This is a genomic window from Embleya sp. NPDC025285, assembly GCF_055558835.1.
The window spans coordinates 37,212-54,844 of the sequence record NZ_JBVHLU010000079.1; the positions used below are offsets into that span (position 1 = coordinate 37,212).

Consider the following 17,633-nt stretch of genomic DNA (forward strand, 5'->3'; position numbering starts at 1 on the left):
CGGCTACCCGCCGAGTGCCGGCGCCGGCTTCGGGTCGGCCGGCAACCGGGGCAGCGCGCTGAGCAGTTCCCGGGTATAGGGGTGTTGCGGGCGCTCGAAGAGCTCGTCGACCGGGCCGGACTCGACCACCCGACCGGCCTGCATGACGATCACGTGGTCGCTGGTGTGGTGGATCACGCCGAGGTCGTGCGAGATGAACAGCAGGGCCACGCCCAGGCGTTCGCGCAGGTCGGCGAACAGGTCCAGGATCTGCGCCTGGATCGACACATCGAGCGCGGAGACCGGCTCGTCGCAGACCACGATCTCCGGCTCGGGAGCCAACGCCCGAGCGATGGCTACACGTTGGCGTTGGCCGCCGGAGAGTTGCTGCGGGCGGCGGGTCAGCACCGTTTCGTCCAGGCCCACCAGGCGCAGGAGTTCGACGACGCGGTCCCGGGCGGCGCGGGTCGCGCGGCGGGTGAACGCGCCCAGGGCCTCGCCGACGATGCGTTCCACCGTCCAGCGCGGGTCGAACGAGCCCAGTGGGTCCTGCTGCACGTGCTGGATGTGCCGGCGCAGGTCTCGGCGCTCGGATTCGGGTCGGTCGGACCACCGTCGTCCGAGCAGATCGATCTCGCCCGCGTCGGGTGCCAGCAGTCCCAGCACCAACTGTGCGACGGTGGTCTTACCCGAGCCGGACTCGCCGAGCACGCCCAGCGATTGCCCGGCCCGCAGCGTGAACGAGACGTCCTGGACGGCGGGGCGCTCCACCCGATCGGGTCCGCGGTAGCTCTTGGCGACGCCGCGTACGTCCAACACCACGTCGTCGGTGCCCCGTTCGCGCGCGGTCGTCGGCTCGGCGACGATCCGCACGGACTCGGGTCGCGGCCACGGCTTCGCGGTGTGCCGGCAGCGGGCGGTGTGTCCGGCGGCGAGTTCGACGCGCGGGGGCGGCTCGGTCCGGCATCGGTCGGTGACCAACGGGCAGCGGGCCGCGTACGGGCAGGCGTCCTCGATCACCGGCCCCGGGACACCGGCGGGGCCCGAACCGGCCGAGGAATCCGGGGAAGAGTCCGAGCCGGCCGGGGAATCCGAGGCGGTGGAGGAGCCCGAGCCCGCCGAAGCCGCCGCTCCCGGCAGCGACAGCCGGGTCCGTCGCGCGTGCGCCGACGGCACCGCCGCGAGCAGCGCCCGCGTGTAGGGATGGGCGGGCGCGCGCAGCAGGTCCTCGACGGTCCCCTCCTCCACGAACCGCCCGCGGTACATCACCGCGACCCGATCGGCCAGTCGCGCCACCACCGACAGGTCGTGGCTGATCAGCAGGATCGCGGTGCCCGCCGCCTTCTTCGCGGCCAACAGGTCCAGGATCCGGGCCTGCACGGTGACGTCGAGCGCCGTGGTGGGCTCGTCCGCGATCAGCACCGAGGGCTCGGCGGCGAGCGCCGAGGCGATCAGGGCGCGTTGGCGCAGGCCACCGGAGAGTTGGTGCGGGTATTGCCGGGCGCGCAGCTCGGGTTCGGGCACCCTGGCCTCGTCGAGCAGGGCGACGGCCCGGGCGGCGCGTGCGCGGGCCGGGACGACCCGGTGGTTGGCGAGGGTCTCGGCGATCTCCGCACCCACCCGGCGCAGCGGGTCCAGCGAGACCAGCGCGTCCTGGAGCACGAAGCCCACCCGGCGCCCGCGGATCGCCCGCCACCGGCGGTTGTCCAGGCCGGTGAGGTCCTCGCCGTCGAGTTCGAGGCGATCCGCCCGCACGCTCGATCGTGCGCCGGCCAGGCCGACCAGCGAGCGAGCGGTGACGCTCTTTCCGGAGCCCGACTCGCCGACGATGGCCAGGCATTCGCCGGCGGCGAGCGTGAGGCTCACCCCGCGCACCGCGTGGATCCGGTCCCGCCCGCTGCCGAAGGCGACGTCGAGCCCCTCGACGACGAGCGTGGGATCGTCCGGGGCCGAGGTCGCGGTGTCGACCGCCGAGGCGGTCCCGGTCGCTCTCGTGTCACTGGCCGGCATCGACGCGCCGCCCTTCGAATCGACGTTGCAGGGTACGGCCCACCACGTTCACCGCGACCACGGTCACGGTCACGGCCAGGCCCGGGAAGACCGCCGGGGCCCAGGCGATCTCCAGCAGGTCCCGGGACTGGGCGAGCATCGCGCCCCATTCGGCCGTGGGCGCCTGCGGCCCCAGGCCCAGGAAGCTCAGCGAGGAACCGGCGATGATCGCGGTGCCGATGTTGACCGTGGCGAAGACCAGCAGGGGCGGCAGCGCGTTGGGCAGGATGTGGCCGAGGAAGATGCCGCTGCGCCGGCGGCCGAAGGTGATCGCGGCGCGCACATAGTCCGACTCGCGCACCACCAGTGCCTGGCCTCGGGAGAGCCGGACGAATCCGGGCGTGGCGGCGATCCCGATGGCCAGGGTGGCGTTGCCGGTTCCGGGGCCGAGCACCGAGACCACGATCAGCGCGAGCAGCAGGCCGGGGAAGGCCAGCAGGATGTCGGTCACGCGCATGATCGTCTCGTCCAGCACCCGGCTGCCGGTCGCCGCGAGCACACCCAGCAGGGCACCGGCCACGACCGCGACCAGGGTGGAGCCGAGACCGATCAGCAGCGACGGGCGGGCGCCGTGCACGACCCGGCTGAACACGTCGCGGCCGAGTTGGTCGGTGCCGAACAGGTGTTCCGCGCTGGGGCCCTGCAACCCGTGCACCGGGTCGACGGCGTTCGGCGGGTCGGTGGCGAACAGGCCCGGCCACAGTGCGGCGAGCGCGATCAGCGCCAGGACCACCCAGGCCACCGCGACTCCGGGGCGCAGCAGACGGACCCAGTCGCGGGTCCGGGCCCGCGCGCCGACTCGGCCGCCGCCGGTGGCGGTGCCGGCGAAGGCGCCGACGTCGACGGCGGTCATCGCGGGATCCCTTCCGCGCCGACCGGCACCGGCGCGCGCCGGGCGTCCGGTTCGCCCTCGACCGCCGGCGACCCGAGTGCGGCGCCCAGGCCGCCGTCCGCCGGGGTGTGTACCCGGCCGCGCGCGAGCACGAGTCGGATCGCGCGCAGTACGGCCAAGTCCTCGCGGGGGTCGCCGGTCACCACGATCAGATCCGCGTCCAGGCCCGGGGCCAGCCGGCCGGTGCGCTCTGCCAGGCCGAGCGCCTCGGCGGCGATCACGGTGGCGCTCTCCAGCGCGGCCGTGGTCGGGATGCCGGCGCGCACGAACCATTCCAGGCCGTCGACGTACAACTCGAACGGCACGCCCGGGGTGCCCGCGTCGGTGCCCGCGATCAGTCGCACGCCGTTCTCGTACTGGTGGCGGGCCACCTCCAGCCACGGACGCATGCGGGCGTCGCCGATCCGCGCGGCGGTCTCGCTCATGGTGATGCTCCAGGTCGGGCACACGAACGCGCCGCTCGCGGCGATGGTGGCGATCAACGCGTCCCGCGCGGCGGGTTCGATCACCGGGCCGGCGGGCGTGCCGAACGAACAGTGCTCCAGGGTGCGCACGCCGGCCTCGATGGACGCCTCGATCGCGTCCGCGCCCAGCACGTGCGCGGCCACCGGTCGGCCGAACCTGCGGGCCTCCTCGACGGCGGCGGCGATCTCCTCGTCGGTCAGTTGGCGGTGCCATCCACGCGGGCCGCCGGGGGTCAGCCGGCTGCCGTTGACCAGAAGCTTGATCACGTCGACGCCGGCGCGCAGGTTGCGCCGTACCGCCGCGCGGATCTCGGGTACGCCGTCCGCCTCGCCGCCGAGGAACCAGAAGTGGCCGCCGGTGACCGTGATCGGCACGCCGGCGGTGAGGATCCGCGGGCCGGGCAGGTCGCCGGCCGCGACCGCGTCGCGCAGGCAGCCGGCGAGGTTGCCCCGGCCGCCGAGGTCGCGCACGGTGGTGACGCCGATGTCCAGCAGGCGCCGCGCGTGCCCGGCCATCGCCAACAGGAGTTCGCCGTCGCCGGCCTTGCCGATCGCGGACGCCTGCGCCGCGGTGGGGTCCAGGCTGAGGTGCACGTGCGTGTCGATCAGCCCGGGCAGGATGGTCGCGCCCGGGAACCGGTGGTGCGGCGTGCCGGGTTCGGCGCGTGCCAGGACGTCCGCGCGTGGGCCGAGGTCGGCGATCAGGTCGTCGCGGACCAGCACCGCGCCGTCGGCGATCGCCTCTCCCTCGGGTCCGGCCAGGAGCAGATCGGCGCTGAGGATCCTCGTGGTCACCAGCTCGCCTCTTTCAGTCGGGGGTCCACGACCCGGTACAGCCAGTCGACGGCCAGGTTGATGACGGTGAACAGCAGCGCGGAGACGACCACGATCCCGGTGACCACGTTCAGGTCCCGCGAGGAGATGGCGGTCGCCAGGGTGCGGCCGATGCCCTGCCGGCTGAACACGCTCTCCACCACCACGGCGCCGCCCAGGAGCGCGCCGACCACCCAGCCGGAGAGGGTGATCATCGCGACCATCGCGTGTCGCAGCGCGTGCCGCAGGCGCACCGTGGTCTCACCGGTGCCGCGGGCCCGGGAACTGGTCACGAACGGTTCCTCCAGGGCTCGTTCGAGTCCCTCGCGGAGCACCTGGGTGAACACGCCGACCATGCTCAGGCTGAGGGTGACCGCGGGCAGCACCAGACCGCGCAGGCTCGTTCCGCCGGTGGCCGGGAACAGCCGCAGATGGAAGGAGAACACGGTGAGCAGCAGTACGCCGACCCAGAAGCTCGGGCTGGAGGTGAGGATCAGCTCGATGCCGGAGGACAACCGGCGCAGCGCCGGGCGGCGGCCCGCCGTGGCCACCGCCAGGAGCAGCGCGATCACGATCGCGATCAGGAAGCCGGCCAGCGCCAGTTGCACGGTGGGCCACAACTGACTGCCGATGATGTCCGAGACCGAGTCGTTGAGTTGGTAGGAGGTGCCCAGGTCGCCGTGCAGGAGTCGGCTCAGGAAGTTGCCGTACTGCTGGATCAGCGGGCGGTCCAGGTCCATGTCGGCGCGGATCTGCGCGACCGCCTCGGGAGTGGGGGTGGTGCCGCCCAGCATCACCCGCACCGGGTCGCCCGGGGTCAGGCGCATCGCGCCGAAGGCGAGTGTGGCCGCGCCCAGCAGGACCAGGACGGCGAGCAGGACGCGGCGGATCAGCCATCGCAGGGTGGTCGAGCGCATGGTCACTTCCCCAGCCAGGCGTCGTAGAACAGCGGATAGGCGGCGGCCTCGAAGGTCACGCCGTGCACCTTCTTCTCGGCGCCGATCAGGTAGGTCGGTACGTACATGGGCAGCGTGAGCGCGTGCTCGACCAGGTACTTTTGGATCTCGCCGTAGCGGGCCGCGCGGATCGCCGGGTCGGTGGTCGTCACGGCCTGCTCGAGCCAGGTGTCGATCTGCCGGTCGGCCAGCTTGAAGACGTTCAGGCCGCCCTTGGCCAGAGTCTGTCCGGAGCCGAACAGGGAGCGCAGCACGTCCGGTTCGGCCCGTACGTTGCTGGTGTCCCAGATGTCCATGTTCCCGGCGTAGACGTCCTTGCTGTAGGTGCCGGTGTCCTGGCCCACCCGGTCGATCTCGATGCCGACCTGCCTGGCCTGGGCCTGAATGCCCTCGCCGAGGATGTCGCGCTGTTCGCGGATCTTGGCGGTCAGCACCGGCCAACGCAGGCTGAGCCGGGCGCCGTTCCTGGTCCGTACGCCGTCCGAGTCGCGCCCGGTCCACCCGGCCTCGTCCAGGAGCCGGTTGGCCAGCGCCGGGTCGCGCGGCCAACTGCCTTCCACGGCGGGGTTGTAGCCGACCCCGTTGGGGCTGAGCGCGCCCCAGGCACGGCGGTACTGGCCGAAGTAGATGGCCTTGATCAGGCCCTCGACGTCCACGGAGCGTTGGAAGGCGATCCGGACGCGTTCGTCGGCGAAGGGTCCGCGCCCGGAGTTGAGGAACACGCTGTACACGCCGCCCGGGGCGTCGGCGCGCAGCAGTTGCAGCGAGCCGTCGCGCTTGACGGTGCGCACGTTCGCGGCAGGCAGACTGCCGATCACGTCGACCTGACCACTGGTCAGCGCGCCGACGCGGACCGCGTTCTCGGTGATGAAACGAATGCTCAGCCCGTCCAGGTGGGCCGGTCCGTCGTGCGCGGCGGTCGGTGGGGCCCACGCGTAGTCGGGGTTGCGGCGCAGCGAGATGCTCTGCTTCTTCGTCCACTTCTCGAACCGGAACGGCCCCGAGCCGACCGGCCGTGCGCAGGGGGCGGCGGGGTTGGTCAGCGACCTGGGCGACTGGATGCCGAGGTAGGCGGTGCTGAGCACTTGGAGGAAGGGCGCATACGGGCGGGACAGGGTGATCCGCACGGTGCTCGGATCCGGCGCCGCGCTGCCCTTGTAGGCCGCCATCAGGCCGGCCGCGCCCTGCGACTTGGTCTTGGGGTCGACCACGTGGTCCAGGCTCGCTTTGACGGCGGCGGCGTCCAGCGTGGCGCCGTCGTGGAAGCGCACTCCCGATCGCAGCCGGAAGGTGTAGGTGAGGCCGTCCGGCGAGATGTCCCAACTCTGGGCCAGCCAGGGGTGGATCACGCCGTCGGGGGTGAGGTTGACCAACGAGTCGAAGATGTTGCGGTCGATCAGCGCGGTGACGTCCAGGGGGCTGACCGCCGGGTCGATGCAGGCCGGTTCCACGTCGGTGGCGAAGCTCAGCGTGCCGCCCGGGCGCGGTGCCGCGCCCGCCTGTTCGGCGGGCCCGTCGTCCGCCGCACAACCCGACAGGAGCACCGCCAGGGCCGCGCCGAGGGCCACGAGCAGGCGGGGTCTGCCCCGAGCCGTGCGTCGAACGATCGTGTGCATGCTGGGGCTCCTCGAGGGTGTGGCCGGTTCCGCCCGACGAACGCGGAACCCGTGCGGTGCGGACGGGCCGGCACCGGGGCGCCGGGGAACCGGGCACGGGGACGTTGATCGATCACTCTCGGTACGGGCGCTAAAGCCGTGCTGAAGTCGGGCGCGGCAACCGGTCCGCGGGCCTTTCGGCAACCGGCCCGCACGCCCTCCGACAGCCGGCCCGCGAGCCCGTCGGCGCGCGGTCCGCGGACTCTTCGGCAACGGCCCGCGGCCCGTCGGCGCCCGGCTCGGCGAGCCGGTCTTAGCCGCGTTTTAGCGCGCCCGCACAGCCTTGCCGCAGCCGTCCCCGCAGCACGGGCACCCACGGGGGCAGCCGGAAGGCGCGTACGCGGCACCGGACGCGGGCTCGTCACCGCTGCGGGCCGACGGCGCCGCCGGCATTCGCACACGTGAAGGAAGGGCAAGGATGCACGCCTCGGATATCCACATCCTCGCGGTCGGCACGGCACTCCCGGGCCCGGCTGTGGACAACGCCGCCCTGGCACGGCGGTTCGGCATGGAGGCGGTGTGGGAGCAGTGGATCGACGTCTTCATCGGCACCCGCACGCGCCACCTCTCGGTCGACCTGGACAGCGGCGAGATCCGCTCCTCACTGGCCGAACTCGCCACCGCCGCCGCCGGGCGCGCGCTCGCCGAGGCGGGCCTGGCCGCGGGCGACATCGACGTGATGGTGCTGGGTACGGCCACCCCGGACGTGCTGATGCCCGCGACGGTGAACATCGTCGCGGACCGGCTCGGCATCAACGAACTGCCCACCTATCAGCTTCAGTCCGGCTGCGCGGGTGCGGTGCAGGCGCTGGACGTGGCGAGCACCCTGCTGGCGACCGGCCGGCACCGCACCGCGCTCGTCCTGGGCGGCGACGTGTCCGCGAAGCACTTCGACCTCGACGTCGACCTGCGCGCGCTGTCCCCGGAGGAGCTGGTCAACTTCGTGCTCTTCGGCGACGGCGCGGGGGCCGCCGTGCTGAGCACCGAGCCGGTGTCCGGGTCGGTGGCCATCCGCGCGATCGTCAACCGGCTGACCGGGCTGGGCCGGGCGCCCGGGCAGGTCATCGAGTGGTTCGGCCTGGCCGATCGGCACGCCGACCGGCCCGCCGCGAGCGAGGACTACAAGATGATCGAGGAGTCGGTGCCGGTGATGGCCGGCGAGATCCTCGCCGAACTCCTGGACGGCCTCGGCTGGGACGCGGACGACGTCGACTACCTTCTGCCGCCGCAGTTGTCCGGCCGGATGACCGCCCGGATCATGCGGACCCTGGACGCGCCTCGCGCGCAGGAGATCACCTGCGTGCACGAGACCGGCAACAACGGCAACGCGTTGCCGTTCCTGCAATTGGAGCGGGCGCTGCCCAAGATGGCCGCCGGCGACCGTGCCGTGGGCATCGCGGTGGAGTCCAGCAAGTGGATCAAGGCGGGCTTCGCCCTGGAGAGGATATGACCACCACCCCATCGCCCACGGCCGAGAGCGTCTCCCCTGCCCCGACCGGAGTCGACGCGCTGCTCGCGCTGCACCGGGCCGATCGACTAATCGCGCGGTACCCGACCGTGCGCGAACTGTTGACCGACGCGACGCCCGCGGAACTGGCCCGGGCCGGAGTGTTGTTGTCCCGCCTGGAGCCGGACGCGGTCCTGGCCGCCCACCCGGGCGTGCGCACCGTCTCGGTCACCATCACCGGACACGGCACCCTGTCCGCGCTGACCGGCGCGCTCACCGGCGAACTGGCCCGACACGGACTGGTGTCCCGTCCGCAGGTCACCGACTTCGACAGCTACGTCTTCGAACTCTCGGACCCGGAGAGCTCGTTGTACGCGGCCAAGGCGGACCTGGTGCTGTGCGTGCTCGACGCGTCGGTGGTCTTCGACGAGGTGCCCCTGCCGTGGACCCCCGCCGACGTGGAACAGGTGTTGTCCGCCAAGGTGGGCCTGCTCGAACAACTCGCCGCGCGCTACGCCGGCACCGGGACCGGCACGCTGGTGCTCAACACGCTGCCGCTGCCCCGGGCGCACTCGGCGCAACTGGTCGACCACCGCTCCCGGGCCCGGCTCGGCGCGGTCTGGCGCGAGGCCAACGCGCGCCTGCTCCGGATCGCCGACGCGCACGCGAGCGTCGTCGTCCTGGACCTGGACCCGCTGCTCGCCGACGGCATCGTGGCCACCGAGCCGCGGCTGCACGTGTACGCCAAGGCGCACCTGTCCGCCGAACTCCTGGCCGGGTACGCCCGCGAGGCCGCGCACCTGGCCAACAACGTGGTCGGCCGGACCCGCAAGGTGTTGGTGCTCGACCTGGACAACACGCTGTGGGGCGGCGTCCTGGGCGACGACGGGATCGAGGGCATCGAGGTCGGCGCCGGCTACCGGGGCGAGGCGTTCACCGCCTTCCAACGCGTGGTCAAACAACTGGGCGCACAGGGCGTCCTGCTCGCGGCGGTCAGCAAGAACGACCCCGACCCGGTCCGCGAGGCGCTGCGCGAGCATCCCCGAATGACGCTGCGAGAGGCCGACTTCGTTCGGGTCGTGGCCAACTGGGCGCCCAAGCACGAGAACCTCGCCGAACTCGCGGCCTCGCTCAACCTGGGTGTGGACGCCTTCGTCTTCGTCGACGACAGCCCCTACGAATGCGGCCTGGTCCGACGCGAGTTGCCGGAGGTCGCGGTGGTCCGGCTGGACGAGGAGCCGGCGCTGCACCCGGGCCGGCTGCTCGCCGACGGCTGGTTCGACACCCGCGAACTGACCACCGAGGACCGGGCCCGGACCTCGCGCTACCGGGACGAGCTGGATCGGCGGGACTTCCTCGACTCGTTCACCTCGCTCGACGACTACCTGAACGAACTGGGCGTGACCGTGCGCGTCGCCCCCGCCGGGCCCGACGACACCTCCCGGGTGTCCCAGCTCACGCTGCGCACCAATCAGTTCAACCTGACCACCGCGCGGTTGCAACAGCCCGCCGTCCAGGCCCTGCTCGCCGACCCGGACGCACTCGTCCTGACCATCCACACCGCCGACCGTTTCGGCGACAACGGTCTGGTCGGCGCGATCCTCGCGCACCGCCGCGACGACGCGCTGCACGTGGACAACATGCTGCTGAGCTGCCGGGTGTTCGCCCGGGGCGTCGAGCAGTCGGCGCTGTCCGCGCTGCTGCGGCACGCGCGCGCGACCGGCGCCGAGGCCGTCTACGGCACGTATCGGGCCAGTGCCAGGAACGGCAAGGTCCGCGACCTCTACCCCCGATACGGGTTCGTGCCCGTCCCGGGCCAACCCGCGGTGTCCGGCGCGGATCCGGTGGATCCGGCCGCCGCGGACGCGCTGACCTTCCGGCACGACCTGGTGCACATCGTCCCGGTACCCGGGCACGTCGCGCTGACCGAGACCTTCGAAGGGGAACCCGAGCGATGAGCACGTTGAACACCCTGGACGACTTCGTCGCGCTGGTCCGCGACGAACTGGGCCTGCCGATCACCTCGGCGAACGCGGCGGACTCCTTCGACCGATTGGCCGGCTGGGACTCGGTCCACCTGCTGTGGCTGCTCACCGCGCTGGAGCGGCACACCGGTCGACGCATCTCGCTGCCGGACGTCCTGGAGGCGACCAGCCTGGAGGCCGTCTACACGCTGGCGGTGTCCGGATGAGCGGCGCGGGCGTACCGGCGGCCCGCGAACGCCGGCACACGCTGTACTTCCTCGGCGAGATCCGCGCGTTCGCCCCCGTCTTCCTGGACACCGAGGTCGACATGAGCGCGGTGCTGGCACACCGGGCCGCGACCCGGGGCACCGGCCGGCCGTACTCGCTGGTGACCTATGTGCTGCACGGTGCCGCGAGAGTGCTCGCCGACCATCCCGAGGCCAACGCGGCGGCCCTGGGCGGGCTGGTGCCGCGCGTGCTGCGGCACGGTTCGGTGGACGGCAAGCTGACGCTGGACAAGACCCTCGGCGGCCGGCGTGTCGTGCTCTCGGCGGTACTGCCCGATCTGGATCGCGCGAGTCTGGCCGAGATCCAACGGCAGGTGTGGCACTACGCCGACGGAGACCCGGCGACCATGCCCGAGTTCGCCGCGCTGACCAGACTCCAGCGGCTGCCCCGGCTGATCGGCGCCCTCGCCTTTCGCAGGGTGGTCCGGCCGCTGCGGACCCGGGCGCGGCGCTTCGGCACCTTCGCGGTCACCTCGCTCGGGCATCGCGCCGTGGACGGCTTCCACTCGGTCGGCGGCACCACCGTCACCCTGGGCGTGGGCCGGATCGTGCAGCGCCCGGTGGTGCGCGACGGGCGGATCGTCATCGCTCCGGTCATGCGCCTGAACCTGGCCTTCGACCACCGCGTCATCGACGGCGCGGAGGCCGCGGACGTGCTGACCGAGATCAAGCAGGCCCTGGAGGACTTCACCGAGCCCGACCCGGGACCGGCCGAGCCGGCCGCCGCCCCGGAGCCGGCCGAGGCCGCCGAAACCCGCTCCCCCCTCACGGAAGGCAGCCCGAGGTGAACGACATCGACGAGCTCAAGCAGTTCGTACTCGTGCACGCCAAGGCCCAGAACATCCCGCCGGCGCACTACGGCGAGCTGCTCGGCCGGATCGACAACGACGACGACGGCGCGCCCGGCTCCTGGGCACGCGAGTGGTCGCGGGGCGCGGCCCGGCTGGCGGGCGACGGGAAGCTGCTGGAGGCGTGCCGGGACTACAACATGGCGCGTTTTCCCTACGTCGACGGCCCGGCCCGGCAGCAGGCCCTGGACGGCTGCGTGTCCACGTTCGGCCGCTGGGCCGCCGAGCAGCCCGATCTGGAGCGGATCGACCTGGACCTGCCCGGCGGTCGGGTGGGCTGCTGGGCCACCGGGTTGACCGACGGGCCCGAGGGCGTACGCAAGCCGCTGCTGCTGGTCACCGGCGGCATCGTAAGCATCAAGGAACAGTGGGCCCCGGTACTGCTGATGGCCCGCAAACTCGGCCTGGCCGGGGTCGTCACCGAGATGCCCGGCGTGGGCGAGAACACGCTGGCCTACGACCGGGACAGTTGGCGGATCCTGTCCGACGTGCTGGACGCGGTGGCCGATCGCGCCGACGTCTCGCGTACGTACGCGGTCGCGCTCAGCTTCAGCGGCCACCTCGCACTGCGCTGCGCGGTGTCCGACCAACGCATCCGGGGCATCGCCACCGCCGGGGTCCCGGTCGGCGCGTTCTTCACCGACGCCGACTGGCAGAGCAGGCTGCCCCGGGTGACCGTGGACACCCTGGCCCGGCTGACCGGCGCCAAGCCCGAGAACCTGTACGCCCGGATGGCCGACTGGGCGCTGACGCCGGATCAACTGGCGGCCCTGGACATCCCGGTGGCCTGCACGGTGAGTCTGCGCGACGAGATCATCCCGCCGGCCGACCCGGACCTGCTGCGGGCGCACGTGCGCAAGCTGAGCCTGAACACCTATGACGACGTGCACGGTTCGCCTCGGCACGTGACCGAGACCAGGTTGTGGATCATCGTCTCGGTGTTGCGCATGATGGGCGCCCGCACTCCGCAACGCGCGGTTTTGGAGGGCCTGTTGGCCGTGCTCCGATTGCGCCGCCGGCTCACCGGGAGCCGCGGATGAGCGCGCGGGCGGGCCTCTCGTCCCGCTTCCTGCCGCGTGAACCCGACGAGATCGGCGCTCCGCTGCGACTGTTCTGCTTCCACCACGCGGGTGGCGCGGCCTCGTCGTTCGGCGACTGGCGGCGCGCGCTCGGCCCGGGCGTCGACGTCCTGCCGATCCAACTCCCCGGCCGCGAGGGGCGGGCCCGGGAAGCGCGCGCCGGGGAGCTGACCGAGCTGGTCGCCGAGCTCGACGCCGACCTGGATCCGTGGCTGAGCGACCGGCCGTACGTCTTCTACGGGCACAGCATGGGCGCGCTGGTGGCCCACGCGTTGACCCGACGGCGCTTCGAACACGAGCGCACGCTGCCCGAACGGCTCGCGGTGGGCGCGTGCCCGGCACCGCATCTGCGCACGCCCCTGGACGGCGCCGCCGAGCGCACCGACGAGGAACTGGGGCAATTCCTCCTGGACATCGGCGGCATGTCGCCGACGCTGCTCCGGTATCCGGAGTGGCGCCGAGCGGCGATCGCACTGCTGCGCGACGACCTGCGGTTGTGCGCGTCCGACCCGCATCGGGGCCACCCGGAGTACGGCGCGCGGCTGCCCTGCCCGATCGAGGTCTTCGCGGGCGTCGATGATCCGCTCGTATCGCTCCCGCACGCCGCGGCCTGGCACACCTACACGTCGGCACGGTGCCGCGTACACGTGCAATCGGGCGGCCACTTCTTCGCCCAGGAACCGGGCGCGGCCTTCGCGGCCCGCGCGCTGGCCCCACTCCTGCGCGCACCGGCGGTCGCCCGGGCCTGTTGACCGCCGACGGCCGGGCCGGCCGGCGTACGACCACGAGCGTCGGGCGTGGGGCGTCTCCCAACCCGGGGGCGGGGCCGCGTGTCGGGCGTCGCACGACGGGAGCCGGCCGAAGCGGGCCGCCGAAGGCTGTACCACGAACGTCGAAAACCGGATATCGGACCAGGTCCGGTGGGGTGCCCAAGCACCGTCCCACCGGGCCTTGTCGCGTTCCGGCGCCGGTCGGCTCCCGGTCCCGGACGGTCCGCGCCGACGGCGGCGGTGCGCGGCCGGCCGCTTTAGACGATTCAAAGGCCGGCGTTAGTACCCGCGACAACTTTGGAGCCTGGCAGCACACGAACGGTCCTCAGGCATCCCCGCACGGTGCGGCCGCCGCGACCTGTTCACGACGAGGGGCAGTGACACGCGATGACAGGAAAGCCCGTGCCGGCCGCGACGACGCCGGCGACCGACGTCGACACCGCCGGCATCGACACCGACGCCGTCGCGATCGTCGGCATGTCCTGCCGGTTGCCCAAGGCGGAGCATCCGGCGGCCTTCTGGCGGCTGCTGCACGACGGCGTGGACGCGATCACCGAAGTCCCGGCCGACCGCTGGGACATCGACGCCTACTACGACGAGGACCCCTCGGCCCCGGGCAAGGTCGCCACCCGGCACGGCGGATTCCTGGACCGTGTCGACGGCTTCGATCCCGCCTTCTTCGGCATAGCCCCGCGCGAGGCGGTGGCCATGGACCCGCAGCAGCGGCTGATCCTGGAACTGGGCTGGGAGGCCCTGGAGGACGCCGGCATCGTCCCCGGCACCCTCGCCGGCAGCCGAACCGGCGTCTTCGTCGGCGCCACCATGGACGACTATGCCGCGTTGCTGCACCGCGGCGGTCCCGCGGCGATCACCCGGCACAGCCTCACCGGCGTCAACCGCGCCATCATCGCCAACCGAGTCTCGTACACGCTGGATCTGCACGGGCCCAGCCTCACCCTCGACGCCGCCCAGTCCTCCGCGCTGGTCGCCGTGCACACGGCCTGCGAGAGCGTCCGGCGCGGCGAGTGCGAACTCGCCATCGCCGGTGGCGTCAACCTCAACCTCGTACCGGAAAGCACCGTCGGCGCGAGCAAGTTCGGTGGACTTTCACCCGACGGTCGCTGCTTCACCTTCGACGCCCGGGCCAACGGCTACGTGCGCGGCGAGGGCGGCGGCGCGATCGTCCTCAAGCCGCTCGCCCGCGCGCTGGCCGACGGCGACCGGGTGTACTGCGTCATCCGAGGCGGCGCGATCAACAGCGACGGCGCCACGCCGGGCCTGACCGTCCCCGACGCACGCGCCCAGGAAGCCGTCGTCCGCCTCGCGCACCGCGCCGCCGGCGTCCGTCCGGACGACGTGCAGTACGTGGAGCTGCACGGCACCGGCACCAAGGTGGGCGACCCGATCGAGGCCGCGGCGCTCGGCGCGGCGCTCGGGACCCGTCGCACCGCGTCCGGTGAACCGCTCACGGTCGGGTCGGCCAAGACCAACGTCGGGCATCTGGAGGGCGCGGCAGGCATCGTGGGGCTGCTCAAGACCGCGCTGAGCATTCACCACCGAGTACTCCCGGCCACCCTCAACCACGAGACGGCGCACCCCGACATACCGCTGGCCGAGCTCAACCTGCGCGTACAGACCGAATCGAGTACCTGGCCGCAGCCCGATCGACCGCTGATCGCGGGGGTCAGCTCGTTCGGCATGGGCGGCACGAACTGCCATGTGGTACTCGCGGAATCACCTACCGCACGACTTCGGGACGACGTCTCGGCGGCGGGCGCGAGCGCCGGAGCGAACTCGGGTCCCGGTTCGGACTCGGACTCGGGCGCGGAGCGACCGTCGGCACCGACGCCGTGGGTGCTGTCCGCCCGTACCCCGCAGGCGCTGCGGGACCAGGCGACCCGCCTGCACGCGTACGTCACCGCGCGCCCGGACGCGGACCCGGCCGCGATCGCCCGGACGCTGGCGACCCGGCGGACGTTGTTCGCCCATCGGGCGGCGGTCGTCGCGGACCGGCGGGCCGGCTTCCTGGCCGGGCTGGCCGGGCTGGCGGAGGACCAGGGCGGCGCCACGGTCGTGCAAGGCACGTACTCGGGAACCGCCGGCGGGACGGCGTTCATGTACACCGGGCAGGGCAGCCAACGACCCGGCATGGGCTCGGAACTCCGCGCCGCGTACCCGGTGTTCGCCGACGCCTTCGACGAGGCCGTCGCCCACCTGGACCCGCACCTGGACCGACCGCTCCGCGACGTGATCGACCACCACCCCGAGCTCCTCGACCAGACCCGCTACACCCAACCCGCGCTCTTCGCCCTCCAGAGCGCACTGCACCACCTGTTGATCCATCACGGCATCACGCCGAACTACCTCATCGGCCACTCCATCGGCGAACTCACCGCCGCCCACCTCGCCGGAGTCCTCGACCTCCCCGACGCCGCCACCCTCGTCACCGCACGCGGGCGACTCATGCAGACCGCACCTTCCGGCGGCGCGATGATCGCGATCGACGCCACGCCGGAGCAGCTCGCGGAACTCATCTCCGACCAACACGACTTCGTCTCGATCGCCGCGCACAACGCGCCTCGGGCCACGGTGATCTCCGGCGACCGCGACCGATGCCGCCGGATCGCGGAACAGGTGCGCGGCGCGGGACACAAGACCAAGGAACTCACCGTCAGCCACGCGTTCCACTCACCGCACATGGACCCCGTGCTGGCGGAGTTCCGGGACATCGCGGAATCGCTGACCTATCACGCACCGCACACCCCGCTCGTCTCCAACGTCTCCGGCACGATCGCGACCACCGAGCAACTCACGGATCCCGCCTACTGGACCGAGCACATCCGGCACGCCGTGCACTTCCACGACGGCGTCACCACGCTCCACCGGCACGACGTCGCCACTTACATCGAACTCGGCCCCGACAGCACTCTCACCACCCTCGCCCGGGGCACCGTCGAGAGCCTGCGATCGGGTGACTCCGCCCGGGACGCATCGCCCGTCTTCATCCCGACTCTGCACCGCAAGCAGCCCGAGGCCCCCACCGTCGCCACCGCCATCGCGCACACCCGGCTCCTGGACGCCGCCCCCGACTGGAGCACGCAGCTCGCCACCGACCAGGTCGTCGACGACCTGCCCACCTACGCGTTCCAGCGTCGCCGCTACTGGCTCGCCGACCCGGCGCCGGGCGCCGATTCCGGACCGACCGTCGAAACCGCCGCGAAGACGGGCCCGGATCCCGCGTCGAGCGTGGAACTCGCGGAGGACGCGGAGACCACCGAGGACGCGGAGGCCACGGAGCCGGCCAACCCGCTCGCGCGCCGCCTCGGCGGCCGGTCCGAAGCCGAACAAAGGCGCGTACTCCTGGAGTTGGTCCGCACCCAGGCCGCCATCGCGCTGGGCCACGTGACCTCCGACGCCGTCGACCCCGGGCAGAGCTTCAAGGAGTCGGGATTCGACTCGCTGACGGCGGTGGAGTTCCGCGACCGGCTCGCGACCTCCACCGGGCTGGACCTGTCCGCGACGCTCACCTTCGACCATCCGACGCCCCGGGTCCTGACCGACCACCTGTGGGCCCGGTTCTCCGGAATCGGCACCACGAACGACTCGCGAACCCGGATGATCGCACCGCGCGACGACGATCCGATCGCGATCGTGGCGATGAGCTGCCGCTATCCCGGTGGCGTGCAATCTCCGGATCAGCTCTGGCAGTTGGTCAGCCAAAGCATCGACGCCATCACCGCGTTGCCGACGAACCGGGGCTGGGACGTCGACGAGCTGTATGCGCCGGAGCCAGGTGTACCGGGCAAGACATACGCGCGAGCGGGCGGATTCCTGCACGACGCGGACGGGTTCGACGCGGAGTTCTTCGGGATCAGTCCGCGCGAGGCCGCCGCGATGGATCCACAACAACGCCTGTTGCTCGAAACCGCGTGGGAGGCGTTCGAACAGGCGGGCATCGACGCGTCCACGATTCGCGGCAGCGACGCCGGAGTCTTCGTGGGCGCGATGAGTCAGGACTACGGCCCGCGCCTGCACGAGCCCGCCGACGGCTTCGAGGGCTACCTGCTCACCGGCAATACGGCGAGTGTCGCGTCGGGTCGGGTGGCCTACACGTTCGGGTTCGAGGGTCCGGCGGTGACGGTGGACACCGCGTGCTCGTCCTCGCTCGTCGCGATCCACCTCGCCTCTCAGGCTCTTCGGCATGGGGAGTGCTCGCTGGCGCTCGCCGGCGGCGCCGCCGTGATGGCGACGCCGGGCATGTTCGTGGAGTTCAGCCGCCAGCGCGGGTTGTCACCGGACGGCCGCTGCAAGGCGTTCTCATCGACGGCGGACGGTACCGGCTGGGGCGAGGGCGTCGGCCTGCTCCTGCTCGAACGCCTCTCCGACGCCCAACGCAACGGCCACCCGGTCGTCGCCGTACTCCGCGGCTC

Annotated in this window: 12 protein-coding genes; 7 read left to right on the forward strand and 5 right to left on the reverse strand. The window is 72.4% G+C overall.

Annotated elements, in window-relative coordinates; all coding sequences use genetic code 11:
- Window positions 1-3 precede the first annotated feature (3 nt).
- From ACZ4FV_RS37660 to ACZ4FV_RS37680, 5 genes are read right to left on the reverse strand one after another with little or no spacing between them, the layout of a single operon-like run.
- Window positions 4-1,989, reverse strand: a complete 1,986-nt coding sequence (locus ACZ4FV_RS37660) for a dipeptide ABC transporter ATP-binding protein (RefSeq protein ID WP_395872957.1) — start codon at window positions 1,987-1,989, stop codon at window positions 4-6.
- Window positions 1,976-2,881: an ABC transporter permease gene (locus ACZ4FV_RS37665; RefSeq protein WP_395872956.1), complete on the reverse strand. Its 906-nt coding sequence runs from the start codon at window positions 2,879-2,881 to the stop codon at window positions 1,976-1,978. The genes ACZ4FV_RS37660 and ACZ4FV_RS37665 overlap by 14 nt, the downstream gene beginning before the upstream one ends.
- Window positions 2,878-4,179, reverse strand: a complete 1,302-nt coding sequence (locus tag ACZ4FV_RS37670) for a metal-dependent hydrolase family protein (protein ID WP_402229661.1) — start codon at window positions 4,177-4,179, stop codon at window positions 2,878-2,880. The genes ACZ4FV_RS37665 and ACZ4FV_RS37670 overlap by 4 nt, the downstream gene beginning before the upstream one ends.
- Complete coding sequence (locus ACZ4FV_RS37675) at window positions 4,176-5,114, reverse strand: ABC transporter permease (protein WP_395872954.1); 939 nt, start codon at window positions 5,112-5,114, stop codon at window positions 4,176-4,178. The genes ACZ4FV_RS37670 and ACZ4FV_RS37675 overlap by 4 nt, the downstream gene beginning before the upstream one ends.
- Window positions 5,115-5,116: 2 nt before the next feature.
- A complete protein-coding gene (locus ACZ4FV_RS37680) occupies window positions 5,117-6,769 on the reverse strand; it encodes an ABC transporter substrate-binding protein (protein ID WP_395872953.1) in 1,653 nt (550 codons plus the stop codon).
- Between the two features lie 457 nt (window positions 6,770-7,226).
- On the opposite strand from ACZ4FV_RS37680, the gene ACZ4FV_RS37685 reads away from it, so the two are divergent.
- From ACZ4FV_RS37685 to ACZ4FV_RS37715, 7 genes are all read left to right on the forward strand, one after another.
- On the forward strand, window positions 7,227-8,258 hold the full coding sequence (locus tag ACZ4FV_RS37685; RefSeq protein WP_402229658.1) for a 3-oxoacyl-ACP synthase III family protein: 1,032 nt from the start codon (window positions 7,227-7,229) through the stop codon (window positions 8,256-8,258).
- Window positions 8,255-10,213 carry an HAD-IIIC family phosphatase gene (locus ACZ4FV_RS37690; RefSeq protein ID WP_465325085.1) on the forward strand — a complete coding sequence of 653 codons (1,959 nt, stop codon included), beginning with the start codon at window positions 8,255-8,257 and terminating at the stop codon, window positions 10,211-10,213. The genes ACZ4FV_RS37685 and ACZ4FV_RS37690 overlap by 4 nt, the downstream gene beginning before the upstream one ends.
- A complete protein-coding gene (locus ACZ4FV_RS37695; RefSeq protein WP_395872950.1) occupies window positions 10,210-10,446 on the forward strand; it encodes an acyl carrier protein in 237 nt (78 codons plus the stop codon). The genes ACZ4FV_RS37690 and ACZ4FV_RS37695 overlap by 4 nt, the downstream gene beginning before the upstream one ends.
- The gene (locus ACZ4FV_RS37700) at window positions 10,443-11,294 is read left to right on the forward strand and encodes a 2-oxo acid dehydrogenase subunit E2 (protein WP_465325087.1); all 852 of its coding nucleotides are present in this window, start codon (window positions 10,443-10,445) and stop codon (window positions 11,292-11,294) included. The genes ACZ4FV_RS37695 and ACZ4FV_RS37700 overlap by 4 nt, the downstream gene beginning before the upstream one ends.
- Window positions 11,291-12,394 carry an alpha/beta hydrolase gene (locus ACZ4FV_RS37705; protein WP_465325089.1) on the forward strand — a complete coding sequence of 368 codons (1,104 nt, stop codon included), beginning with the start codon at window positions 11,291-11,293 and terminating at the stop codon, window positions 12,392-12,394. Before ACZ4FV_RS37700 ends, ACZ4FV_RS37705 begins: the two co-directional genes overlap by 4 nt.
- Window positions 12,391-13,185, forward strand: coding sequence for a thioesterase II family protein (locus ACZ4FV_RS37710; protein ID WP_402229648.1), 795 nt, complete (start codon window positions 12,391-12,393; stop codon window positions 13,183-13,185). The genes ACZ4FV_RS37705 and ACZ4FV_RS37710 overlap by 4 nt, the downstream gene beginning before the upstream one ends.
- A gap of 405 nt (window positions 13,186-13,590) precedes the next feature.
- A partial coding sequence (locus ACZ4FV_RS37715; RefSeq protein WP_465325091.1) for a type I polyketide synthase occupies window positions 13,591-17,633 on the forward strand: 4,043 nt, incomplete at its 3' end.

Bases quoted from the DNA above. Each gene is read 5' to 3' on its own strand.
- ACZ4FV_RS37680 (WP_395872953.1), bottom strand. From the start codon at position 6,769: ATGCACACGATCGTTCGACGCACGGCTCGGGGCAGACCCCGCCTGCTC.
- ACZ4FV_RS37690 (WP_465325085.1), top strand. From the start codon at position 8,255: ATGACCACCACCCCATCGCCCACGGCCGAGAGCGTCTCCCCTGCCCCG.
- ACZ4FV_RS37685 (WP_402229658.1), top strand. From the start codon at position 7,227: ATGCACGCCTCGGATATCCACATCCTCGCGGTCGGCACGGCACTCCCG.
- ACZ4FV_RS37695 (WP_395872950.1), top strand. From the start codon at position 10,210: ATGAGCACGTTGAACACCCTGGACGACTTCGTCGCGCTGGTCCGCGAC.
- ACZ4FV_RS37665 (WP_395872956.1), bottom strand. From the start codon at position 2,881: ATGACCGCCGTCGACGTCGGCGCCTTCGCCGGCACCGCCACCGGCGGC.
- ACZ4FV_RS37700 (WP_465325087.1), top strand. From the start codon at position 10,443: ATGAGCGGCGCGGGCGTACCGGCGGCCCGCGAACGCCGGCACACGCTG.
- ACZ4FV_RS37660 (WP_395872957.1), bottom strand. From the start codon at position 1,989: ATGCCGGCCAGTGACACGAGAGCGACCGGGACCGCCTCGGCGGTCGAC.
- ACZ4FV_RS37710 (WP_402229648.1), top strand. From the start codon at position 12,391: ATGAGCGCGCGGGCGGGCCTCTCGTCCCGCTTCCTGCCGCGTGAACCC.
- ACZ4FV_RS37675 (WP_395872954.1), bottom strand. From the start codon at position 5,114: ATGCGCTCGACCACCCTGCGATGGCTGATCCGCCGCGTCCTGCTCGCC.